Here is a 21,634-nt window from a genome sequence, read left to right on the forward strand (position 1 = left end):
GATGAAGCAAAATGGGTCGGGCGGACCCGGTGGGCCCGCCCGGAAACGCGGTGTGGCTTAGAAGTCCAGCTGAGCGCGCAGCTGGAACTGCTTGATGTCGTAGTCCTGGTTCAGGCCGATATTGTCCGACTTGCCGTCGGTGTAGTTGGCCTGGAAGCGGACATACGAGACCGGGTAGTAGTTCACGCCCAGGGTCCAGCCCGTGTACTTGCCGGCCTGCGAGACGGCCGGCTTGACGTTCAGGGTGTCATAGGCGTCGGTCAGGTCGGCGTAGTCGTAGCGCACGGCCAGCTCGATGCCGCCCATGCCGCCGGCCGTGACCGGGTTCAGGATCTTCGGACGCTTGATCTCGCCGGCGACGGGATCGTAGTTGCGCATCTCGCCGGTCGGCCAGAACGACACGAAGGCGTAGCCCACCTTGACCTTCGGGTCCTTGCCGACGGCCGCGCCGCCCGTGCGCGTGATGTCGATGTTCGAGTACTCGCCTTGGACCGAGAACGGGCCATGGATGTACATGCCTTCGACGGCCAGGGTCTTGTCACGGTTGCCGATGCCGCCCGTGGTGTAGAACGTGGTGCCGTTGGTGTAGGCGGTCGTCGTGCGGCCGGTATAGGCGAAGGCGCCTTCGTCGCCGCGGTTGCGGTAGCGATACGACAGGGCGACGTGCAGCTTGTCGGTGTCGGTGTTGATCGGGGCGAAGTGGCCGCGCGCCGTCAGGCCGAAGCGCTCCTTGCTGTCCGCGCCGGCGTTGGCGACGTCGGCGGTGTTGATGCTGTTGCCTTGGACGGCCAGCGTCGCCGAATAGTTGTAGCCCTGATACTTGGCGACCGCGCTCAGCAGGTAGGTGTCGATGCCGAAGTCACCGTACGGACCGCGGTCCATGAAGGTGATGAAGCGGGTCGAGGTCAGGTTTTCCAGGCCGGCGGCCTTGATGTTCCCGAACAGCAGCGAGACCTGCTCGTTGGGCTTGTACTCGATGACGACGTCGTCCCACGAGGCCGCGCCGCCGTTCACCCAGCCGCCTTCGGCCTTGTAGGCGAAATAGTTGTTCAGCTTGCCTTCAACGCCGAGAAACACCTGGCGACCGCGCCAGTTGCTGGTCTTGAAATCACCGCCCGGACCGTCGCGGCTGACGTCCTGGTTGACGTAGTCGACCAGGATACGACCACGAAACTTGAACATCGTGTCGTCGTTCGAGAACTGCGGCGCGCCGCTCCACTTGTAAGCCATATCCTGAGCTTGGGCCGCGACGCCCAGGCTCAGAGCAAGCGCGACGCCCAGCGCCGAACCGGCGACCAGCGAGGTCTTGATGCTCATGTGAGATATCCCCTTGAAGACCCTGACTCTCACGCCCGTACTCGGACGGGATCAGGACACTTGCGGGCTTAACACGTGGGATATGACGGTTCGGCGAACGTTGAGTTACGAACCGATGACAAGTGTTTTCAACCGGTTATGCTGTGTCGCGGCCGCAACAAAATTTAACGTTCCCGGAATTGCGAAAAGTCCGGGCGCAGATGGTTTCCGGCAGGCGCCCGATGTGGAGAAATTGGCGCAAAGAAAAAGGGCGGCTCATCGCTGAGCCGCCCTCCGTCATTTCAGGACCAGAAGCTGGATCCTAGTACTTCACGCGCAGTTCGATGCCGTAGGTGCGCGGCGGATTGAAGTTCGCGTAGTCGCCGATCGTGCCGCGGTTGGCGGCCGAGATGCGGTAGATGTGCGATTCATTCAGCAGGTTGCGAGCCCACAGCGACAGGCTGGCCGAACCGGCGTCGCCCATGGCGATGTCGCCCAGGGTCAGGTTGCCGTTGACGATGAAGCTGCTGTCACCCTTGACGGCGACGTTCTGGACCAGCTTGCCGGTCGGCGAAACGTCGGCGAACTCGGTCTGGAACGAGTACTGGGCGTCGGCGTAGTTGGCGTCCAGGTGAGCCTTGAACGTCATCGAGCCGACCGGCTGCTTGAAGTCGACATAGGCCGAGGCGGCGTTCGGCGGCGTGTAGACCACGTTGACCGGGAACGGCGTGCCCAGCGGGACGTCGGCGTTGCCCGTGAACGGGAACGGCGCGGCCGGGACCTTCACGTCGGTGTAGGCGTACGAGACGCCGACCACGATCTGGTTGGTCACTTGGGCGGTCAGGTCAGCTTCGAAGCCGCGGATCTTCGAGGTGCCCGGCGCATTGCGGGTTTCCTCGGTGTGCGCGCCTTGCGTCGGGCTGCCGGGGGTGGTGTCGACGTTGTCGAAGTCGATCTGGGTGCCGTCGCGGTTCATGGCGTAGGCGGCCAGGTTCAGACGGACGCGGTTGTCGAGGAAGTCCATCTTGGCGCCGATTTCGTACGCCTTGACCTTTTCGGCGTCGAACGCCTGGAAGGTCTGCGAACGGTCGTTGGCGCCGCCGGCGCGGTAGCCGGTCGAGTACTTGGCGTACAGGTTGACGCCTTCAGCCGCGTCATAGGCCAGGTTCACCAGCGGGTCGAAGCGGCCCTTGTCGTAGGTGAAGGTGAAGTTCGTGGCCTTGCCGTTGACGATGTAGAGCGTGCCGTCGCGCTTGTCCTTGGTGTAGCGACCGCCAACCGTCAGGTGCAGCTTTTCCATCGTCGCCGGGGTGTAGGTGCCCTGGCCGTAGATGGCGTAGCTCTCGGCGTCGGCTTCCGAGGCGCGGGTCAGGAAGCGCGTGCCGCGCTCCCAGCCGGCGGTGCCGGCAGCGGCCTTCGACGTGCCAGCCGACGAGCGGATGGTGTAGGCGGTGCCGTCGGCGTTCCACTGGTTGGTGAACGGCGTGGCGGCCGATTCCTTGGCGTGTTCCTTGAAGTAGTACAGGCCAGCGACGTACTGGAAGGTGTCGCCGAAGTCGCCGACAGCCTGGAACTCTTGGCTGTACTGGTTCTGGTACAGGTCCGACAGGCTGTAGCGGCCGAACGTGGCGTTCGGGGCGAAGACGTTACGGGCTTCGACGCCCGAGTTGTCCCACTGGTTCGTGCCGACGGCGCGGGCCGCGGTGATCGAGCGCAGCTGCAGGTTCGGCGAGACGTTGTACTTCAGCGTCATCATGGCGCCGCCCGTCTCGTCCAGGCTCGGCTGTTGCACGGTGCCGATGTCCGAGACCTTCTGGCGGTCGGTGTGGATCTTCACCAGCGGGGCCAGCGGGTTGATCGTGCCGGCCGGAGCGCTGGCCGTGGCCGTGACTTCAGCCAGGGTGCGGACGCGCTTGCCATAGGGGTTGTAGTTGATCAGCTGGCTGAAGAACGGGGTGTTCTCGTCCTTGGCGTAGTCGATCGCGATCAGGGCGCTGAACTTGTCGTTCGGCTTGTAGAGCGCCTGGATGCGGCCGCCCTTGCGGTCGTACTGGTTCCAGCCGGCTTGGCCCGCCATCGGGTTCTTGATGGTCGGGTCTTGGTGTTGCAGCAGGCCGTCGACCTTGATCGACAGGCCGTTGAACTCTTGGAAGTCCTGGTGCAGCTCGGCGGTGTAGGCGCCGTAGTTGCCCACGCCGGCGACGATGCGGCCCCCGGCCACGCCCGACGGGCCCTTCGAGACGATGCTGACCGCGCCGCCTTCGGTGTTACGGCCGAACAGCGTGCCTTGCGGGCCGCGCAGCACTTCGACGCGCTCCAGGTCCAGCAGGGCGACGTTCAGGCCTTGCTGACGGCCCAGATAGACGCCGTCGATATAGACGCCGACGCCTTGGTCGCGGGCGGTCTGGTTGGCGTCGAAGGGGACGATGCCGCGGATGCCGACGGTCAGGGCCGACTGGCGGGCTTCGAACGTGGCGACGCGCAGCGAGGGGATCGCGCCGTCCATCAGGCTGATCAGGCTCTCGGCGTGGCGGTCGGCCATGGCCGTGGCGCTCAGCACCGAAACGGCGATCGGGGTGTTCTGGAGGTTGGTCTCACGCTTCGTCGCGGTGATGACCACTTGGTCCAGCGAGGTGTTGTCCGAAGCGGCGGCGGTGTCGGCGGCGTAGGCGGCTTGAGCCGTGGCCATCACGAGGGCGATCACTGCCGCCCCTTCGAGATATTTACGCATCTAGAGGTATCCCCTTGTTGGTGACCGGGGGATTAGGCCGTCAGCAGTGATGCTTCCGTGACGCCCATATGTACGTTTTACGACGTGATAATTTTGCGCCACAAACACGGCGCCCAGAAACATCGTGGTTTATGTCAAAGTGTTTCTGGATCATTTCAGAGAATGACGTTCGCCGAACAACTGCAAATTGCGGTTCGTATATCGGGTACCGCTTCTTTTTCTAATCACCACTAGAATTGTATGGTTGCGATTATCTTGGCGCGACGGACGCACACCTCCCGCGCCGCTACCGGAATCTAGGATCGACAAGCAAGGATGCATGGTTTCGCGCCCCGCCAACTGGCCGACGCGATCCTGGAATCTGGGGAACACGGAACAGTCCATCCGGGCGAGCACACGCCACAGGGGGTGCTCGCCACAAAATGGGGACGCCGCCTACAGCAGACGGGTACGGATGATCTGCGACAGCAGGTCGATCAGCGACACGGCGACGACGATGACCAGCACGATGCAGCCGGTCTGATCGAACTGGAAGGCGTTGATCGAGTCGAACAGAATCTGGCCGATGCCGCCCGCGCCGATGATGCCCAGCACGGTGGCCGCGCGGCTCGACGACTCGAAGCGGTAGAGGGCGTAGCTGGTCCACAGCGGGGCCACCTGCGGGATCACCCCCCAGACGATCTCCTGCAGCTTCACGGCGCCCGTGGCGCGCACGCCCTCGACCGGGGCCTTGTCGATAGACTCGACGGCCTCGGCGAACAGCTTGGCCAGCACGCCGCCGGTGTTGAACATGATCGACATCACGCCGGCGAACGGGCCCAGGCCCACGGCGGTGATGAAGATCAGCGCCACGACCAGGTCGGGGACCGAGCGGATCAGGTCCAGGATCCGGCGCACCGGCTGCTGGATCCACACCGGCGCGATGTTGCGCGCGCCTAGCAGGCCCAGCGGGATGGCCGCGATGATCGCCAGGGCCGTGCCCCACAGCGCCATCTGGATGGTCTGCCACATCTTGCCGATGAACAGGCCCCAATCCATCGACATGAACAGCGCCGGGTCGGTGAACGGCTTGAAGAACAGCTTGGCGAAGTTGCCGGTCCGCTCGGTGTCGGTGAACAGCTGCGGGAACTTGTCGATCTCGGCCGGCTTGAAGCTGAGGATCAGCAGCAGGATGACCCCGCCCCAGAGGGCGGTGTCGAAGGCCAGGGCCGAGGCCGAGCGCTTGGGCGGCGCGGGAACAGTAGCGTCGCTCATCTAGGACCTCAGTTGGCGGGCGTCGCGGCGACGCCCGCCTTGCCCTCGGCCGCCAGGCGCTGGGTCTTGATGCCTTCCAGAACCTTCTGGGCGGCTTCGATCTTGGCCTTGTCGCCGTCCTCGCGGGCCAGGCCCAGCTGCTCGGTGGCTTCCATCTCGCGCACGACCAGCAGGTGAGTGTCGTCGGCCGGCTTGAAGCCGCCGATGGACAGCTTCTTCAAATAGCCGCGCTGCTGCTGGGCCTCCGGCGTGTCGCCCTGGGCATAGGTCAGGAAGAACTGGCGCAGCTTTTCCTTCACGACCGGGTCGAGGTCCTTGCGCCAGACGATCGGGTCCTCGGGCAGGGTCGGCGATTCCCAGATCACGCGGATCTTGTCGGTGACGCCTTCGCCGCGCGCCTTGGACAGGCCGATGGCGGTGGAGTTGTTGGTCGCCGCGTCCAGCTTGCCGTTGGCCACCGCGAACAGGTTGGCCTGGTGGTTGGCGCTGATCACGGTCTTGAAGCAGGCTTCCGGCTTCTTGTTGGCCGGGATGAACACGTAGGTCATCGGGGCCAGGGTGCCGGAGGTCGACTTCTTGTCGCCGATGCCGAAGTTCAGCGTCTTGTCGCACTTCAGCAGGTCCTGGATCGTCTGGATCTTGCTGCCCGCCGGGACGATGATCACCGACTTGTAGCCGTCGGTGCCCGACGGGTCGAACGTGCGGGCGAACACCTCGCCGTTCGAGCGGCGCACGGCTTCCAGGCCCGACTGGTTCGAGAACCAGCCCAGGTCGGTCTGCTTGGCGCCCATGGCGACGATCAGCGACGAGTAGTTGGACGAGAAGAACGGCTTCACCTTGAGGCCGGTCTGCTTCTCCATGTCGGCCAGGATCGGCTTCCAGTAGCTCTCCATGTTCTGCGCCGACTCGGTCGACAGGATGGAGAAGGTGATCGTGTCCTTGGCGGCCGGCGCTTCGGACTTCTGGCCGCACGAGGCGAGGGCCAGGGCCGACAGGCTGGCGGCGATGACGAGGGCCGAGCGGCGGCTGATCATTGTGGGGCTCCTTCCCAGAAGACGTCTTCGAATTCCGGGCCGTAGATATCGATGAGTTGTTCGCGTTTCAGGCCGTCCGCCGGGCCGTCATAGACCTTCTGGCCGGCCTTCAGGGCCACGACCCGGTCGCAGTAGCGCAGGGCGTAATCCACCTGGTGCAGGGTGACGACGACGGTCAGGCCGTCGCTTTGATTGAGATCACGCAGGATCTCCATGACCTTGCGCGCCGAGACGGGGTCCAGCGAGGCGACCGGCTCGTCGGCGAGGATGATCTTGGCCTTCTGGACCAGGGCGCGGGCGATGGCGCCGCGCTGCTGCTGGCCGCCCGACAGGGTGTTGGCGCGCTGGCCGGCATAGTCGGCGACGCCCACGCGGTGCAGGGCCGCCATGGCCGCCTCGCGGGTTTCCTTCGGCCACTGGCCGAACAGGCCGCGGATGAACGGGATGCGGCCCAGCGAGCCCAGGGCGACATTGCTGAACAGCGACAGCCGGCCGACCAGGTTGAACTGCTGGGCGATGAAGCCGATGCGGATGCGCGCCTTGCGCACCTCGCCCGACACCCGGCCCTTGGCCTGGACCGGGCCGCCGAAGGCGTCGATGTGGCCGCCGTCGTCGATGGTCTGCAGGCCGTCGATGGAGCGAAGGAGCGTGGATTTCCCGGAACCCGAAGGCCCAATGAGCGCGATCATCTCGCCTCGAGCGACGTCGAGGGAGACGGTGTCCAGCGCGCGTCGCGACCCGAAGGTCTTGGAAGCGGCGCGGATCGAAAGAACAGGGTCCGACGTCATGGTCGGGGCGAATCCTTAACGTGGTTTCGGTGCTTGGGAAATGCGTTCTCCGGTTTGGGGCAGGTAAGCAATGTATTTGTGACAACCGGTGGATCGTTTGGTCTCAAAACGGGGCCGCAAAAGGGACTTTACATCCCGGGACAATGACCCTATTTCGCTCGCTCCGGCGGACCCGAAGTCCTCTAAAACGCTGCTAACGCCGGCCTGGGTTTAACTTCCAACAGGGGGTTACGTGAATTGCGCACGTACCAATCTCCCCTGGACCTGGTCCGTGAGCGGTCACCGGAACGTCCCGTCGCACTCGTGCGGCCTGACGCGGTTTCCGTAGCTGCGCGCTGGTTCCAGTCCGAATTCAAGGGCGACGTCTTCTATGCGGTGAAGGCCAATCCTTCGCCGTGGGTGATCCGTGACCTGGCCGCCGCCGGCGTCCGGTCGTTCGACGTCGCGTCGCTGAACGAGATCGAACTCGTGGCCGAACAGGCCCCGGGCTCGCGCATGGCCTTCATGCATCCGGTCAAGAGCCGGGTGGCCATCTCGGCCGCCTATTTCGACCACGGCGTGAAGACCTTCTCGTTCGACACGCACGAAGAGCTGGCCAAGATCCTGGACTCCACAGGCAACGCCAAGGACCTCAACCTGATCGTCCGCATGGGCGTGCAGGCCGAGGGCGCGGCCTACAGCCTGTCGGGCAAGTTCGGCGTCGAGCCGCACAACGCTCCGGGCCTGCTGCTGGCCGCGCGCCGCGCCACGCAGGACCTGATGGGTCTGAGCTTCCACGTCGGCAGCCAGTGCATGCGCCCGACGGCGTACCAGGCGGCGATGGCCCAGGCCTCGCGGGCGCTGGTCCGCGCCGGCGTGCTGGCCGATGTCGTTGACGTCGGCGGCGGCTTCCCGTCGATCTATCCGGGCATGGTCCCGCCGGATCTCTCCGAGTATCTGGCGGCCATCGACCGCGGCTTCGCCGAGATGATGGTCCACGAGACCACCGAGCTCTGGTGCGAGCCGGGCCGCGCCCTGGTGGCCGAGGCCTCGTCGCTGCTGGTCAAGGTCGAGCTGAAGAAGGGCGACGCGCTCTATCTGAACGACGGGTCGTACGGCTCGCTGTTCGACGCCGCGCACATGAAGTGGCCGTTCCCCGTGAAGCTGTACCGCAAGAACGGCGAAGTCGTGGAAGAGGGCCTCAAGCCCTTCCGCTTCTACGGCCCGACCTGCGACAGCGTCGACCACATGCCCGGCCCGTTCTACCTGCCGGAAAGCGTCGACGAGGGCGACTACATCGAGATCGGCATGCTCGGCGCCTATGGCGTCGCCATGAACACCCGCTTCAACGGCTTCGGCGAGACCGACACCGCGCAGGTGCACGACGCCCCGATGGCCTCGATGTACGGCCTGGCCAAGCGCTCGATCCCGGCGGTCCGCCAGGAGAACGAAGAGCGCAAGATCGTCCGCTTCTCGCGCCCCAAGGGCGCGGCCGGCAAGCGCAAGCGCCGCCGCTAGGCCGATCGTCCGCACACGACTTCAACGGCCAGGGCTCGTCCCTGGCCGTTTTCGTTTCGACCGGACATTGCGCCTGGACTTTCGCTCGACCGCCCGACAAAGGGACTCCCGAGGTTGAGTGGAGGGCGCATGCGTACCAACGACGGCTTGAACCCCTTCGCGATCCTGATCGTGTTGCTGCTGGCCGGCCAGCTGGTCGCGGCCAACACCCTGATCAAGGGCGTCGGGCCCAGCGACAGCGTCGTCTACAACACCATCTGGGTGCATGAGTTCGTCGACGCCCTGCGCCGCGGCGACTGGCCGCCGCGCTGGCTGGCCGGCGCCTTCCAGGGCCTGGGCGCGCCGTCGTTCTACTACTACCCGCCGCTGGCCTTCCACGTCGCCGCCCTGGTGGACTTCGTCAGCGGCCACAGGCTGGACGCGCTGCATCTGACGGCCTGGGCGTGCTTCGTCCTGTCGCTGGCGTCCGGCGGCGGCATGTTCGCCTGGCTGCGGGAGCGGGCCGGAGACCGCTGGGCGCTGGTCGCGGCCGTCGCCTACATGGTCGCGCCCTATCACACGGTCGACTTCTACATCCGCGGCGCCTTCGCCGAGCTGGCCGCCGCCGCCGTGCTGCCGTGGGTCCTGTGGGGCCTGGACCGCGCGGCCTCCAGCTGGCGAGCGATCCCGGGCCTGGCGCTCGCCTATGCCGCCCTGGTGATGTCGCACCTGCCCAGCGCCCTGCTGGTCAGCCTGATCATCATCCCCGTCGTGGTCGCCTGGCGGGTCTGGACCGCCCCCTCCCCCGAGCGGATCGCCATCGCCGGCCGCTGCCTCGCGGGCGGCCTGCTGGGTTTGGCCCTGGCCACCGGCTATCTGGGTCCCGCGCTGCTGATGCAGGGCGCGGCGCAGATGAACTGGCTATGGGCCAACGACGCCGCGTCCTGGGGCCTGCTGGCCTGGGACCGCTGGCCGTCGGCGAACTTCATGAAGATCGTGGCCCTGTCGAGCTGGGGGGCCGGCGCGGCGGGCCTGGCCGCGTTGCTGGCGGCCTTCGACGCCCCGCGCCGCCAGACCGCCGTCCCCGCCATGGTGTTCGGCGCCCTGGCCGTGCTGGCCACGCTGCTGCACGCCATCCCGTGGGTCTGGAAGATCCAGCTGCTGTCCCAGGTGCAGTTCTCCTACCGGATCATCGTGGTCAGCGAGTTCTGCGCCGTCACCGCCATCGCCCTGGCCGCGGCCTCGGGCCGGCCGCGACGGCTGCTAGGGATGCTGAGCGTGCCCGCCGTCCTGGCGGGCTGGGCGCTGGTCCTGGCCTGGCCGACCCTGCGCGCGGTCACCGTCTATCCGGTCGATCCCGTCGGCCAGTCGCTGATCGCGGCGGGCCGCGCGCCCAACGAGCACCTGCCGATGGGCTATGCGACCTACTATCCGGACTTCACCGACCCGAACCTGGTCAGTGGCTTCCCCGAGCGCCCGCTGGTCGATGTCGGGGCCGGCGGCAAGGTGCTGGCCGCCACCGGCTTCCCGGACGGCAGCGTGGCCATGGACCTGGACCTGCCCGCCCCGGCCAAGGTCGTGGTCAAGCGTTTCTACTTCCCCACCTGGCATGCCGAACGCGTCGACGGCCGCGCCAAGACCCCGCTGAAGGCCCAGGCCGACGGCCCTTGGCGCTTCGTGTCGTTCCAGGCTCAGGCCGGCCGGCACATCTACCGCATCCGCCAGGTCCCAACCCCGGTGGAGCGCGTCAGCGACGCCATCGCCCTCCTCGCGCTGCTGGCCGTCGCGGGCCTGCTGATCGGCCCGATCGTGGTCCGTTGGCGACGCTCGCGGCAGGAAAAGACGGAAACCGCGATTGGGACTCGATAATCGTCGCAAACCTTCTATATAGCGCGCCCTTGCAACCTATCCCCTCGCCGGTCGCTCCGTCCCGGCGTGCTCGCGGGTCACGACGGGCGCTCACCTTCAGAGGAACCTCTGTCATGAACGCTCCCGTTCCGAACAACACCAAGGCCGAACTGCTGCAGAACGTCGTCGAGCACATCGACATCACGTCGTTCGACGCCCGTCCGATCATCGACTCCATGCGCAAGATGTCGTTCTCGAGCCGCGACACCGCGCGCGCCGCCGACATCTTCAACATGGCCCTGGCCGACAAGGGCTGCTCGCCCTGGCTGATCCTGGCCGGTTCGACCTCGGCCGGCGGCTGCATGCACGTCTACCGCGACATGGTGAAGAACGGCATGATCGACGCCGTGGTCGCCACGGGCGCCTCGATCGTCGACATGGACTTCTTCGAAGCCCTCGGCTTCAAGCACTACCAGGCCGCCGGCCCGGTCGACGACAACGTGCTGCGCGACAACTACATCGACCGCATCTACGACACCTATATCGACGAAGAAGAGCTGCAGAACTGCGATCACACGATCCTGGAGATCTGCAACCGCCTGGAGCCGCGCGCCTACTCGTCGCGCGAGTTCATCTGGGAAATGGGCAAGTGGCTGTCGGAAGGCAACGCCAAGAAGCCCGGCTCGCTGATCCAGACCGCCTATGAAGAAGGCGTGCCGATCTTCTGCCCGGCCTTCGTCGACAGCTCGGCGGGCTTTGGCCTGGTCAAGCACCAGAAGGAAAAGATCGCCGCCAAGCAGCCCTATCTGATGATCGACGCGGTCGCGGACTTCCGCGAACTGACCGACATCAAGATCGCGGCCGGCACCACGGGCCTGTTCATGGTCGGCGGCGGCGTGCCGAAGAACTTCGCGCAAGACACCGTCGTCTGCGCCGAGATCCTCGGCGTCGAGGCCGACATGCACAAGTACGCCATCCAGATCACGGTCGCCGACGTCCGCGACGGCGCCTGCTCGTCGTCGACGCTGAAGGAAGCCGCTTCGTGGGGCAAGGTCTCGACCACCTACGAACAGATGGTCTTCGCCGAAGCCACCACGGTCGTGCCGCTGATCGCCTCGGACGCCTATCACCGCGAAGCCTGGAAGGGCCGCGAGAAGCCGCGTTGGAACAAGCTGTTCGGCAAGTAAGCTTGATCCGACTCTAGCGAAAATGCAGGGTCCCCGGAGTTTCTCCGGGGGCCCTTTTCGTATGCGTGTTCTGGCCCTTTCTGCGGTGCTGCTCCTAGCCGGCTGCGCCACCCTGAGCGGTGATGACGCCCCCACGGGCCGCTACCTGACCAAGGCGCAGTTCGACGCCCGCGACCACCTGGGTCCGCCGCCCGCCAAGGGTTCGCCGGAGGCCGAGAAGGACCGCCAGATCTTCCTGGCCACCCGCAAGCTGGAAGGCACGCCGCGCTGGGCGATCGCCCAGGCCGACGACAACGAAGAGCACCTGCTGGAGCGCTACACCTGCGCGCTGGGCTACACCCCGACCCGCGAACGTAATCCCAAGCTGGACGCCATGCTGCTGCGTCTCAGCCGTCAGGTCGACAGCGCGGTGACCGCCACCAAGCTGAAGTACCGCCACCCCCGTCCCTTCCGCTCGGAGAAGGGCGCGATCTGCATCAAGCCCAGCCTCGGCTTTGCGATGTCGCCGGACTATCCGTCGGGCCACGCCACCTGGGGCTGGACGGTGGGCCTGCTGCTCGCCGAGGCCGCGCCCGACCGCTCCGAAGCGATCCTGGCCCGCGCCCGCGCCTTTGGCGAAAGCCGGATCATCTGCGGCGTCCACAACGCCAGCGCCGTCGAGGCCGGCCGCAAGACCGCCGAGAACCTGATCGCCGCCCTCTGGAGCTCCGAGGCCTTCAAGAGCGACCTGGCCGGCGTCCGCGCCGAGCTGGACGCCACCCGCGCCCAGGCCACCCCGCCCGACCCGGCCCGCTGCACCGCCGAGGCCAACCTGCTGAGCGCGCCGCTGCTCTAGCCTAGCCTTGCTGTTGTCACGTTCGAAAGGCAGGGTCCCCGCACCTAGTTCGGGGAGATCTTCCGTATGCGCTTCAAGCTCGCCCTCGCCGCCGGCGCGGCCGTCGTCATCGCCGCTTCCGGCTTCGCGGTCGCCCGCCAGGCGGCGCCGCAGCAGCTGGGCTACCTGCCGCCCGGCGCGCTGGACACGATGAAGGTCCTGCCGCCCGCGCCCAAGGAAGGCGAGCCGCGCTACGAGAACGACCGCAAGATCTTCCTGGCCACCCGCGCCCTGAAGGACACCCCGCGCTGGGCTCTGGCCCAGAACGACGTCGACGAGCGCAAGATCGTGGCCGACTTCGCCTGTTCCATGGGCTTCACGCCCGACCCGCAAAAGCTGCCCAAGCTGACCGCCCTGCTGATGAAGATCCGCTTCGACGTCGGTGACGCCGTCAACAAACCCAAGGACTTCTACCAGCGCAAGCGCCCCTACCTGATCGACGAGGGCCCGATCTGCGTCGACAAGTCCGAGGCCCTGGCCAAGAGCCCGGACTATCCCTCGGGCCACACCACCTGGGGCTGGACCGTCGGCCTGATCCTGGCCGAGGCCGACCCGGCCCATGCCACGCCGATCCTGGCCCGCGCGCGCAGCTTCGGCGAAAGCCGCCTGGTCTGCGGCGTGCACAACTCCAGCGCCGTCGACGCCGGCCGCACCAACGGCGCGGCCCTGGTCGCCGCCCTGCACGGCTCCAAGGCGTTCCGTGACGACCTGGACGGCGTGCGCGAGGAGATCGCCAAGGCCCGTGAAAGCGCTACCGCCCCGGCCCAGTGCGACGCCGAGGCCGCGTTGATCGCGAAGTCGCCCTACTAGTCGAAGGTTGCATACGCGTACGTGGGCCTCTACCTCTTGGGCATGGCCCAAGGCGCTTCCTGCGGACACGATCATCACCATCACGGCGTCGCCGGCTCGGCCCTCGCGGACGAGCTGGCGGCGGCCGAGGCCCGCTGCGCGGCCGCCGAGCAACGCTTGACGGCTCCGCGCCGCCGGGTGCTGGAGCTGCTGCTGGAAGCCGGCCAGCCGGTGAAGGCCTACGACCTGATCTCGACCTTCGGGGGCGATGGCCCGCCGGCCAAGCCGCCGACGGTCTACCGCGCCCTCGATTTCCTGGAGAAGCAGGGTTTCGCCCACCGGATCGAGAGCCTCAACGCCTATGTCGCCTGCCGCAAGGAGGCCGACGGCCACGCCGCCGCCTTCCTGATCTGCGACTGCTGCGGCGCGACCCGCGAGATCGAGCCCCAGGCCAGCGCCGAGATCATCGCCGCCGGCGCCGCGGCCGGCTACGCCCTGACGGCGGTGACGATCGAGGCCCACGGCCTCTGCGCCGATTGCAGAGGCTGAGCGAACACCGTTAGGCTCGAACGATCGTTCCACATCGTTCGAGACGCTGCATGACCGCTGAGACCCTCCCCGGCGTCGAGATCTGGCGCGGCGGCGTCAATACCTGGGACTGCGACGAGATGGGGCACATGAACGTGCGCCACTATGTCGTCCGCGCCCAGGAGGGGCTGATCGGCCTGGCCGCCGAACTGGGCATGCCGCAGGCGTTCTCGCCGGACGCCAACGCCACCCTGCTGGTCAAGGAACACCACATCCGCTTCCTGCGCGAGGCCCATGCCGGCGCGCCCCTGACCATGCTGGGCGGGGTGATCGAGATGGGCGAGACCGAGGCGCGGCTGCTGCAGCTGCTGGTCCATCCGGGCTCGGGCGAGCTGGCCGCGACCTTCCAGACCACCGTCGTCCACGCCACCCCGCGCGAGGGCCAGCCCTTCCCGTGGCCCAAAATCGCCCACGAGCGCGCGGCGGCCCTGAAGGTGGAGGTCCCGGAGAAGGCCCAGGCCCGTAGCATCGACCTGTCACCCTTCACACCGACCGCCAGCCTGGACCGCGCCGAAACGCTGGGCCTCTCGCGGATCGGCCTGGGCGGGCTCCTGCCGTCCGATTGCGACGTGTACGGACGGATGCGCGCCGAGCAGTTCATCGGCCGGGTCTCGGACGGCATCGGCTCGTTCATCCACCCGTTCCGCGACGTCGTGGTGGCGCACGCGGACAGCAAGCCGACACGGACCGGCGGCGCGGTGCTGGAGTACCGGATCGTCTACCTGGCCTGGCCACGGCCGGGGGATCGGGTGGAGATCCGTTCGGGGCTGATCGGGACGGATGCGCGGACGATGCGGGTGGCCCACTGGCTGCTCGACCCGGCGACGGGGGAACCGTGGGGGACCTCCGAGGCGGTGGCGATCACGTTCGATCTGGATGCGCGGAAGGTTGTGCCGGTGAGCGAGGCGGCGCGGGAGGCGTTGAGCAGGCACGAGGTGAAGGGGCTGGCGCTCTAGCGCCCCCTCCGGCCCTTCGGGCCACCTCCCCCGTTTCACGGGGGAGGAGAAGAAACTCCCTCCTGCCCCGCTTGCGGGGGAGGTGGCGCGGCGCGAATACGCGCCGTGACGGAGGGGGCGCTAAGCCGTCGCCATATCGAACAACACATCCCGCACCACATCCGGCCGCTCCATCGGCAGGAAGTGGCTGGTCCCCGCCACCACCTCGATCTTCACGTCCCTACCCCGCCGCGCGAAACCATCACCGGCCATGCAGGTCGAGTGCTTCTCCGCCTTCAGAATCCGCACCGGGACCTTGACCGCCTTCACCGCCCGCCACGGATCATGCGCCTGGGCGGCGTAGTTCGAGGCCTCCCACGCGGGCGCGCAGGCCAGTTCGACCTTGCCGTCCTGGCGCTGGACGAAGCCGCCGGCGACATAGTCGGCCAGCATGGTCTCGGGCCAGGTCTTGAAGGCCCCGCGGCCCTTGTAGCCGGCGAACACCTGCTCGCGGTCGTCGAACACGGCCCGGCGGCGCAGGGCCGACTGGACCAGCGGCATGTGCTTCCACAGCCGCCCCGAGGTCCAGGGCGCCTTGGCGTAGAGGGTGGCCAGCCACGGCATGATCACCGGGTCCAGCAGGACGAGGCCCTTGACCCGGTCCGGACGCTCGGCCGCCGCGAGGAGACTGACCGTGCCGCCCATCGAGTGGCCGGCCAGCACCAGCGGCGGCCCGTCCAGGGCGTCCAGCAGGCCGGTCAGGTCATCGCGCAGATCGCGCCACGAGCGGCGGCCCTCGGGGACGGCGGGCAGGGTCGTGTCGCCATGGCCGCGCTGGTCGATGGCCAGGATGCGCAGGCCCGCCGCCAGGGGCGACAGCAGCACGCGATAGGTCTGGGCGTTGAAGCCGTTGGCGTGGACGAAGACCACGTCGATCGGCCGGTCGGTCGGCCCGAATTCCAGGGCCGCGATCTCGCCGCCGGGAACGGCCACGGAGCGCTTGCGAGGTTCGCGAAAGACGGCCGCGTCCATCGACTTGGCTCCTTGGGACTGTTGGGCGTTAAGTTAGGCCCGCGACGACCGCGCGTCCATGGAGGCTCACGTGAATAAGCTCGCGACCATCGGCTATGAGACCGGCACCCAAGGCGGGATGATCGATCGGCTGAAGGCGGCCGATGTCGAACTCGTTCTCGACGTCCGCGCCGTGGCCAGCTCGCGCAAGGCCGGCTTCTCCAAGACGCTCTTGGGCAACAGCCTCAAGGACCAGGGCATCGACTACCTGCACCTGCGGCCCCTGGGCACGCCCAAGCCGGGCCGCGAGGCCGCCCGCGCCGGCCGGACCGACGAGATGCGCGCGATCTTCAACGCCCACCTGGAGGAGCCCGACGCCGTGCTGGCCCTGGCCCAAGCGACGGAGCTCGCCAAAGCAAAACGGGTCGCCCTCCTTTGCTACGAGGACGACCCGAACTGTTGTCACCGTCGGATCGTGGCGGACCGTATCCGCCAGACCCTGAAGTGCGAGGTGGTGGACCTTTAGGCCCCTAGGCCTGGGTGACCTGCCACTCGCCGCGGTTATCCTTGCAGGCGCTGTAGCGCTGGCTGGAGGCGCGCTGGCCGCCGCCGGCGACCGAGGCGTCGATCACGCGGCAGCTGGCGACCTGCTGGCCGTACGGACGCACCAGCGAGGCGGCGGCGTAGCCGGCCGCGTAGCCATTGCGGCCCACCAGCACCCAGCCGCCGTTCGGGGCCAGGCCCAGGGCGTCGAAGCTTTCGCCCGCCGCGACCTTGCCGACCACCTTGGCGCTGGTCGACGGACCCGCGCGCAGATTGGCGTTCGAGCTGGCGACATAGGCGCCGCCGGCGGCCTCGTAGCTGGGCAGGCTCTGGACGCCCGCGCCGTAGCGGATGTTGCGGCCGTCGATCGGCGGGCCATAGCTGGACGACAGCACCGAGATGCGGCCCGAATTGCCGGTGCGACTGTTGGACCAGGTCTGGGCGACGCCGGTCTCCAGCGCCTTCTTCGTCGCCTGCTCGGCCAGGGCCGCGTCGGTCGACTGCATGCGGCAGCCGATATAGCCGCCCGCCGCCGCGCCGGCGGCCGCGCCGACCAGGGTGCCGAGGGTCTTGTTCTTGCCGCCGACCTTGTTGCCGAGCAGGGCGCCGGCCGCCGCGCCGATCAGGGCGCCGCCTTCCTGCTTGCCGCCCGAGCCCTCGCAGGCGAACAGGCCGCCCAGGCCGCGCGACTGGGCCAGCACCGGGGCCGGCGCGGCGACCAGGCTGGAAGCCGTGGCGGCGATGGCCAGGGCGGAGAACATCTTGCGGGTGGTCATTGGCGGAGTTCCTCTTCCGTCAGGTCAGTGTTGTGGTCGTCTCCCGCCCAGTTGATAGTGACTAATCAACGATAAGGGAGACCAAAGGCATGAGCGGCCACGATCAGGACGAGTATAGCTGTTTCAAGGTCGAGATCGAGGCCGGCGTCGCGCACATCCAGTTGAAGCGCCCCGAAGCCATGAACACCATGACACGGCCCTTCTGGAACGAGCTTCCCGCAATTGTAAAAGATATTGATGACAATGCGCGGGCCCGCTGCATCGTCATCTCCTCGACCGGCAAGCACTTCAGCGCCGGCATGGATCTTTCGGTGTTCACCGACGACGAGGGCGTCACCGCCAGCCGCGACGGCGACCGCCACGTGGCCGGCGAGAGCTTCCGTCGCTTCGTGCACGTGCTGCAGGACAGCTTCAGCTGCCTGGACAAGGCCCGCATGCCGGTGATCATCGCCATCCAGGGCGGCTGCATCGGCGGGGCGGTCGACTTCGTCAGCGCCTGCGACATCCGCTACGCCAGCGCCGACGCCTTCTTCCAGATCCAGGAGATCAACATCGGCATGACCGCCGATGTCGGCACCTTCCCAAGGCTGTGCAAGCTGATCCCCGAGGGCTGGGTGCGCGAGCTGGCCTATACGGGCCGCCGCCTGCCCGCCCAGCGCGCCAAGGAGATCGGCCTCGTCAACGAGGTGTTCGACACCCATGAGGCCCTGGTCGACCACGCCCTGGCGACAGCCCGCGAGATCGCCGAGAAGTCGCCGCTGGCCGTAGCCGGCAGCAAGGTGATGATCAACTACGCCCGCGACCACTCGATCGCGGATGCCCTGGACTACATCGCGACCTGGCAGACAGGGATGTTCTCCGGCGCCCACATGGCCGAGGCGTTCACGGCGAAGGCGCAGAAGCGGGACGCGGTGTATCCGGACCTGCTGCCGCTGAAGAAGAAGATGTAGGCCCTACCCCGCGTAGGTGAACGCCATCGGCGTGTCCGCCGCTGGCAGGCAGCTACGGTCCACCGCCTTCGTCGGATCCTGGAAGAAGCCGCGGATCATCTTGCGGGTGCACGGGCTGCTCCGGCTCACTCCGTGCGTGGCGTTCGTCACGATGACCACCTGCGAGCCCTGGTAGCCCTTGGCGGCGGCCAGGGTCAGGGGCGGCGGGCAGCCGGGGTCGATCTCGGCGGCCAGGAACAGGGTCGGGATGGCGGTCTTGACCGGCGCCTGCTCGGCCTTGGAGATCGGACCCACGTCCAGCGCCTTGCAGACGTCGTGGATGCGCTGCATCGACACCACCATCAGGCGGGCGACCGGATCGTTCTGGGTGCCGTCCGCCACGGCGGCGCGGCTCTCGAACGGGATCTCCTCCTTGCACAGGTGGGTCATGAACTGGCCCTCGCTGTAGTAGTCGCGGCTCTCGACGAAGTCGGCGACCGGCCCCATGTCGCCCTCGATCACCTTCCAGATGTCGCGCGGCAGCACGCCGGCGGTGAAGTAGCTGGCGTCCATCAGCCAGCCGCCCAGATCGTCGGCCGTGTAGGTCTTGCCGCCGATGGTCTGCGGACCGGCCAGGAAGCGCTCGGCGACCACGGCCAGCTTGGCCTTCAGGTCCGGGTAGCGCTTGGCGCACTCTGCCACGACCGCGCACTTGGCCATGACGATGTCGATCGAGGTCGAGACCATGGCCGGGCCGCCGACGGTCCAGTCGGCCTCGGGCGGCCACGGCGAGTCCTGCACCACCGCCCGCACACCCTGCGGCTCATGGGCCTGGATGGCCGCCTCGATGCGGGTGCCGTACGAGCCGCCGAACAGGTCGATCTGGCGGTAGCCGAGCAGCTTGCGGATGTCCTGGACGTCCTTGGCCACCTCGACGGCGTTGTAGCGCGAGATGTCGACGCCCTTGGCCTGGAAGGCCTTCAGGCAGGCGACGATGCCCTGCGCGTCCTGGTCGGTGGGCGGGCCGGCGTCGGTCAGGTGCGTGCCGGGGCAGTCGAGATTGGGGCTGGAGAAGCCGCCGCCGCGCTGGTCGATGAACACCCAGTCCTGATCCAGCGCCACGAACTCGCGCGAGGTCTTGCTGGCCAGCATGCGCGGCAGGCCCTTCAGGGCCGAGCCGCCCGGACCGCCGTGCAGATAGATCACCGGCGGCAGGCCGGCCTTGGGCTCCGAAGCATGGACGACGGCGAAGGCGACCTTGATACGGCGGCTCTTGGCGCTGTCGCGGGTCTCGTCGACGACGAGGTTCATGCAGTCGACCTTCAGGCCGCTGGCCTTGTAGTCGCCGACGCAGGCGGTCTTCTCGAGCTTGGGCGCGGCCGCGTGGGCGTTCGCGCCCAGACAGGTCAAGGCCAGAGCGCCGGCGGCGGCGATCCAGGACAAACGCGACATCGAGAACTCCCACGGTTTTGGTGCATCAACACCAAGGTTAATGCCCACCGCAAGACCTCTCGCCCAAAGCGGTGCTAGAAGCGATAGGTCATCGAGACGACGGCCGAGGTTTGCGTCCGGTCGCGGACGATCGGACTGTTCCTGGCGTCGCCGACGATATTGGCCATCGCGCCGGTCGCCACCACGCTGATCCGGTCGTTGACGCGGTAGATGGCCGCCAGGCTGGCCGTCACGTCCTTGACCCCGCCGCCCGGATGGAAGACCGGCAGGCCCGAAGCTGTGGACTGGACCCCAGTCACCCCAAAGTAACGGTCGTTATAGCTGCGATCGGCCCAGGTCGCCGTGACGCTGGGCATCAGGACCAGGCGGCGCGTGAGCGGGACGGGGACGGAAACCCCGCCGTCGACCAGGGCGCCGTCGACGCCGCCGGACAGGACCTTGGTCCCGCCCAGGGTGAGGCGCACGCCGTGGGTCTTGTAGTCGACGGCGACCCGCGCGCCGACGCCGCTGCCCAGCCGCCCGATCCCGACCGGCGTGTCCGCCTGGCGATAGCCGCGCACATAGGTCGTCGCCGCCGACACGGTCAGCTTGCGGGTCTTGACGACCTGATAGCCGATCCCCTTGCGCGGATTGGCGAAGAAGCGGCCGTACCGCAGCTCGATCACCGGCACGGCGACGACGCGGTAGCGGTCCGATCCCTGGTAGCGGGGCGCGCTGACGACGGCCACGCCCAGCACCGTCCGGTCGTGCATCAACGCCGGGACGGTGAACGCCGGCGCGGCGGCCTCGGGCGCACCGCCTGACGCGGGGAAAAGGATCATGTCTTGCCTCCTCGCCCATAGACGCCGCCACGGCGGCGGTCCCCCATCGGGAAGCAAGGCGAGAGGCTAGAGGCTGGGCGGCAGCTCGGCGTCGGTCAGGTCCGCGCCCGTCAGGTTGGCGCGGCTCAGGTCGGCCTCGATGAAGCGCGCGCGCGGAGCGCTGACGCCCTTGAGGTTGGCGCCGCGCAGGATGGCGCGGGTCAGGTCCGTGCGGATGACCCGGTCCTCGGCGATCTTCAGCGGGCCAAGCTTGGCGCCGGTCAGGTCGGCTCGGGTCAGCTGGGCGTCCACGAGGCGCGCGCCGCGCAGGTCGGCCCCGCGCAGCTTGGCCCCGCGCAGGTCCGCGCCGGCCAGGTTGGCGCCTTGCAGCTGGGCGCCGTCCAGGTCCATGCCGAAGAACACCGCCTTGGGGGCGTAGAGGCCCGACAGGCGGCGATCCTTCAGACGGCGCAAGGGACGGAAGTCGACCTCGGCCGCCTTGGCCGCCCAGCCCTCGCGGCCGTCGGACTTGCAGAACAGCTCGTGGGCTTCCAGCACCTCGTTGAGGGGCAGGTCGTCGACATAGATGATCGGCGGCGGGGCGCGCAGCACCTCGGTCAGGTCGGCGTCGGTCAGGTCCGCGCCGCTGACGTCGACGCCCACCATGATCGCCCGGCGCAGCGAGACCTTGGCCATGTCGGCATTGTGCAGGTTGGCGCCCGACAGGTCGGCTCCGTCCATGACCGCGTTGGTCAGCTTGGCGCCTTGCAGGGTGACGTTGGAGAGGTCGGCGTCGGTGAAGTCGGCCTGGCGCGCGAACGTCCCGGACATCTGCGCGCCGTTCAGGTTGGCCCCCTGCAGCATGGCGTAGTCCAGCTCGCCCGGCCGCTTGGAGTGCTCCAGGATCCGCAGACCCTTCTCGCCGTCCTGCACGGCGGTGACGCCCTCGCGCAGGTCGCAGTTGGAAAGGTTGGCCCCGCCCAGATTGGCCCCGCGCAGGCAGGCCCCGCGCATGTCGCAGCGCGACAGGTCGGCGTCGCGCAGGTCGGAGTCGCGAAGATCGGCGCCATACAGCACCGCGCGGGTCAGCTTGGTCCGGCGCAGCGAGGCCCCGCCCAGCAGCGCCCCGGTCAGGTCGGCCTCCGACAGGTCGACGCCGTCCAGCTCGTAATTGTTCAGGTTGACGTACTGCAGCACCGCGCGGCGGCCCTTGGGCAGGCCCTTCAGGTAACGAGCATGGCTCTCCAGCGCCTCACGCACCGCGGACGGGTGGAGGTTGCGGATCAGGCTCGGTCGTGAAGACGCGGCGGGCGGCATGGGCGG

General features: G+C 67.8%; 19 protein-coding genes. 9 read left to right on the top strand and 10 right to left on the bottom strand.

Annotated features, from left to right (window positions below):
- Positions 1 to 57: 57 nt before the first annotated feature.
- The 5 genes from AC07NI_RS11440 to phnC form a co-directional block, all read right to left on the bottom strand.
- A complete protein-coding gene (locus AC07NI_RS11440) occupies positions 58 to 1,317 on the bottom strand; it encodes an OprO/OprP family phosphate-selective porin (protein ID WP_494618924.1) in 1,260 nt (419 codons plus the stop codon).
- Positions 1,318 to 1,618: 301 nt separating this feature from the next.
- Complete coding sequence (locus AC07NI_RS11445; protein ID WP_494618925.1) at positions 1,619 to 4,027, bottom strand: TonB-dependent receptor; 2,409 nt, start codon at positions 4,025 to 4,027, stop codon at positions 1,619 to 1,621.
- A gap of 435 nt (positions 4,028 to 4,462) precedes the next feature.
- Entirely contained in the window at positions 4,463 to 5,281 is an 819-nt protein-coding gene (gene phnE / locus AC07NI_RS11450) for a phosphonate ABC transporter, permease protein PhnE (protein ID WP_494618926.1), read from the bottom strand.
- An 8-nt stretch (positions 5,282 to 5,289) separates the two neighbouring features.
- Positions 5,290 to 6,315, bottom strand: coding sequence for a phosphate/phosphite/phosphonate ABC transporter substrate-binding protein (phnD, locus tag AC07NI_RS11455; RefSeq protein WP_494618927.1), 1,026 nt, complete (start codon positions 6,313 to 6,315; stop codon positions 5,290 to 5,292).
- The gene (gene phnC, locus AC07NI_RS11460) at positions 6,312 to 7,103 is read right to left on the bottom strand and encodes a phosphonate ABC transporter ATP-binding protein (protein WP_494618928.1); all 792 of its coding nucleotides are present in this window, start codon (positions 7,101 to 7,103) and stop codon (positions 6,312 to 6,314) included. Before phnC ends, phnD begins: the two co-directional genes overlap by 4 nt.
- A 237-nt stretch (positions 7,104 to 7,340) precedes the next feature.
- Between phnC and AC07NI_RS11465 the strand changes: the two genes are divergently transcribed.
- From AC07NI_RS11465 to AC07NI_RS11495, 7 genes are all read left to right on the top strand, one after another.
- A complete protein-coding gene (locus tag AC07NI_RS11465; RefSeq protein WP_494618929.1) occupies positions 7,341 to 8,600 on the top strand; it encodes a type III PLP-dependent enzyme in 1,260 nt (419 codons plus the stop codon).
- A gap of 129 nt (positions 8,601 to 8,729) precedes the next feature.
- Entirely contained in the window at positions 8,730 to 10,448 is a 1,719-nt protein-coding gene (locus AC07NI_RS11470) for a 6-pyruvoyl-tetrahydropterin synthase-related protein (protein ID WP_494618930.1), read from the top strand.
- 113 nt (positions 10,449 to 10,561) lie between these two features.
- Positions 10,562 to 11,614 (top strand): 1,9-bis(guanidino)-5-aza-nonane synthase, encoded by a 1,053-nt coding sequence (locus AC07NI_RS11475; protein WP_494618931.1) that lies wholly within the window; start codon positions 10,562 to 10,564, stop codon positions 11,612 to 11,614.
- A gap of 61 nt (positions 11,615 to 11,675) precedes the next feature.
- The gene (locus AC07NI_RS11480) at positions 11,676 to 12,449 is read left to right on the top strand and encodes an acid phosphatase (protein WP_494618932.1); all 774 of its coding nucleotides are present in this window, start codon (positions 11,676 to 11,678) and stop codon (positions 12,447 to 12,449) included.
- A gap of 66 nt (positions 12,450 to 12,515) precedes the next feature.
- Positions 12,516 to 13,298: an acid phosphatase gene (locus AC07NI_RS11485; RefSeq protein ID WP_494618933.1), complete on the top strand. Its 783-nt coding sequence runs from the start codon at positions 12,516 to 12,518 to the stop codon at positions 13,296 to 13,298.
- Positions 13,299 to 13,340: 42 nt separating this feature from the next.
- Entirely contained in the window at positions 13,341 to 13,826 is a 486-nt protein-coding gene (locus tag AC07NI_RS11490; RefSeq protein WP_494620520.1) for a transcriptional repressor, read from the top strand.
- Between the two features lie 50 nt (positions 13,827 to 13,876).
- Positions 13,877 to 14,821 (top strand): thioesterase family protein, encoded by a 945-nt coding sequence (locus tag AC07NI_RS11495; protein ID WP_494618934.1) that lies wholly within the window; start codon positions 13,877 to 13,879, stop codon positions 14,819 to 14,821.
- Positions 14,822 to 14,941: 120 nt separating this feature from the next.
- Here the strand turns inward: AC07NI_RS11495 and AC07NI_RS11500 are convergent, their stop codons facing one another.
- Positions 14,942 to 15,832 carry an alpha/beta fold hydrolase gene (locus AC07NI_RS11500; RefSeq protein WP_494618935.1) on the bottom strand — a complete coding sequence of 297 codons (891 nt, stop codon included), beginning with the start codon at positions 15,830 to 15,832 and terminating at the stop codon, positions 14,942 to 14,944.
- Positions 15,833 to 15,902: 70 nt separating this feature from the next.
- Between AC07NI_RS11500 and AC07NI_RS11505 the strand changes: the two genes are divergently transcribed.
- Positions 15,903 to 16,337: a DUF488 domain-containing protein gene (locus AC07NI_RS11505; RefSeq protein WP_494618936.1), complete on the top strand. Its 435-nt coding sequence runs from the start codon at positions 15,903 to 15,905 to the stop codon at positions 16,335 to 16,337.
- A 4-nt stretch (positions 16,338 to 16,341) separates the two neighbouring features.
- Here AC07NI_RS11505 and AC07NI_RS11510 read toward each other — a convergent pair whose 3' ends face one another.
- The gene (locus AC07NI_RS11510; RefSeq protein WP_494618937.1) at positions 16,342 to 17,130 is read right to left on the bottom strand and encodes an SH3 domain-containing protein; all 789 of its coding nucleotides are present in this window, start codon (positions 17,128 to 17,130) and stop codon (positions 16,342 to 16,344) included.
- 89 nt (positions 17,131 to 17,219) lie between these two features.
- Between AC07NI_RS11510 and AC07NI_RS11515 the strand changes: the two genes are divergently transcribed.
- Positions 17,220 to 18,080, top strand: a complete 861-nt coding sequence (locus AC07NI_RS11515; RefSeq protein WP_494618938.1) for a crotonase/enoyl-CoA hydratase family protein — start codon at positions 17,220 to 17,222, stop codon at positions 18,078 to 18,080.
- A 3-nt stretch (positions 18,081 to 18,083) separates the two neighbouring features.
- Here the strand turns inward: AC07NI_RS11515 and AC07NI_RS11520 are convergent, their stop codons facing one another.
- From AC07NI_RS11520 to AC07NI_RS11530, 3 genes are all read right to left on the bottom strand, one after another.
- A complete protein-coding gene (locus AC07NI_RS11520; RefSeq protein WP_494618939.1) occupies positions 18,084 to 19,511 on the bottom strand; it encodes an alpha/beta hydrolase in 1,428 nt (475 codons plus the stop codon).
- Positions 19,512 to 19,585: 74 nt separating this feature from the next.
- Positions 19,586 to 20,332, bottom strand: coding sequence for a MipA/OmpV family protein (locus AC07NI_RS11525; protein ID WP_494618940.1), 747 nt, complete (start codon positions 20,330 to 20,332; stop codon positions 19,586 to 19,588).
- A gap of 66 nt (positions 20,333 to 20,398) precedes the next feature.
- Complete coding sequence (locus tag AC07NI_RS11530; RefSeq protein WP_494618941.1) at positions 20,399 to 21,628, bottom strand: pentapeptide repeat-containing protein; 1,230 nt, start codon at positions 21,626 to 21,628, stop codon at positions 20,399 to 20,401.
- Positions 21,629 to 21,634: the final 6 nt, after the last annotated feature.

Source organism: Caulobacter sp. GW821-FHT10E02 (genome assembly GCF_059415225.1).

Bases quoted from the DNA above. Each gene is read 5' to 3' on its own strand.
- AC07NI_RS11495 (WP_494618934.1), top strand. From the start codon at position 13,877: ATGACCGCTGAGACCCTCCCCGGCGTCGAGATCTGGCGCGGCGGCGTC.
- AC07NI_RS11475 (WP_494618931.1), top strand. From the start codon at position 10,562: ATGAACGCTCCCGTTCCGAACAACACCAAGGCCGAACTGCTGCAGAAC.
- AC07NI_RS11470 (WP_494618930.1), top strand. From the start codon at position 8,730: ATGCGTACCAACGACGGCTTGAACCCCTTCGCGATCCTGATCGTGTTG.
- AC07NI_RS11445 (WP_494618925.1), bottom strand. From the start codon at position 4,027: ATGCGTAAATATCTCGAAGGGGCGGCAGTGATCGCCCTCGTGATGGCC.
- AC07NI_RS11525 (WP_494618940.1), bottom strand. From the start codon at position 20,332: ATGATCCTTTTCCCCGCGTCAGGCGGTGCGCCCGAGGCCGCCGCGCCG.
- AC07NI_RS11490 (WP_494620520.1), top strand. From the start codon at position 13,341: ATGGCCCAAGGCGCTTCCTGCGGACACGATCATCACCATCACGGCGTC.
- phnE (WP_494618926.1), bottom strand. From the start codon at position 5,281: ATGAGCGACGCTACTGTTCCCGCGCCGCCCAAGCGCTCGGCCTCGGCC.
- AC07NI_RS11510 (WP_494618937.1), bottom strand. From the start codon at position 17,130: ATGACCACCCGCAAGATGTTCTCCGCCCTGGCCATCGCCGCCACGGCT.
- AC07NI_RS11480 (WP_494618932.1), top strand. From the start codon at position 11,676: ATGCGTGTTCTGGCCCTTTCTGCGGTGCTGCTCCTAGCCGGCTGCGCC.
- AC07NI_RS11485 (WP_494618933.1), top strand. From the start codon at position 12,516: ATGCGCTTCAAGCTCGCCCTCGCCGCCGGCGCGGCCGTCGTCATCGCC.
- AC07NI_RS11515 (WP_494618938.1), top strand. From the start codon at position 17,220: ATGAGCGGCCACGATCAGGACGAGTATAGCTGTTTCAAGGTCGAGATC.
- phnD (WP_494618927.1), bottom strand. From the start codon at position 6,315: ATGATCAGCCGCCGCTCGGCCCTCGTCATCGCCGCCAGCCTGTCGGCC.
- AC07NI_RS11500 (WP_494618935.1), bottom strand. From the start codon at position 15,832: ATGGACGCGGCCGTCTTTCGCGAACCTCGCAAGCGCTCCGTGGCCGTT.
- phnC (WP_494618928.1), bottom strand. From the start codon at position 7,103: ATGACGTCGGACCCTGTTCTTTCGATCCGCGCCGCTTCCAAGACCTTC.
- AC07NI_RS11520 (WP_494618939.1), bottom strand. From the start codon at position 19,511: ATGTCGCGTTTGTCCTGGATCGCCGCCGCCGGCGCTCTGGCCTTGACC.
- AC07NI_RS11440 (WP_494618924.1), bottom strand. From the start codon at position 1,317: ATGAGCATCAAGACCTCGCTGGTCGCCGGTTCGGCGCTGGGCGTCGCG.
- AC07NI_RS11530 (WP_494618941.1), bottom strand. From the start codon at position 21,628: ATGCCGCCCGCCGCGTCTTCACGACCGAGCCTGATCCGCAACCTCCAC.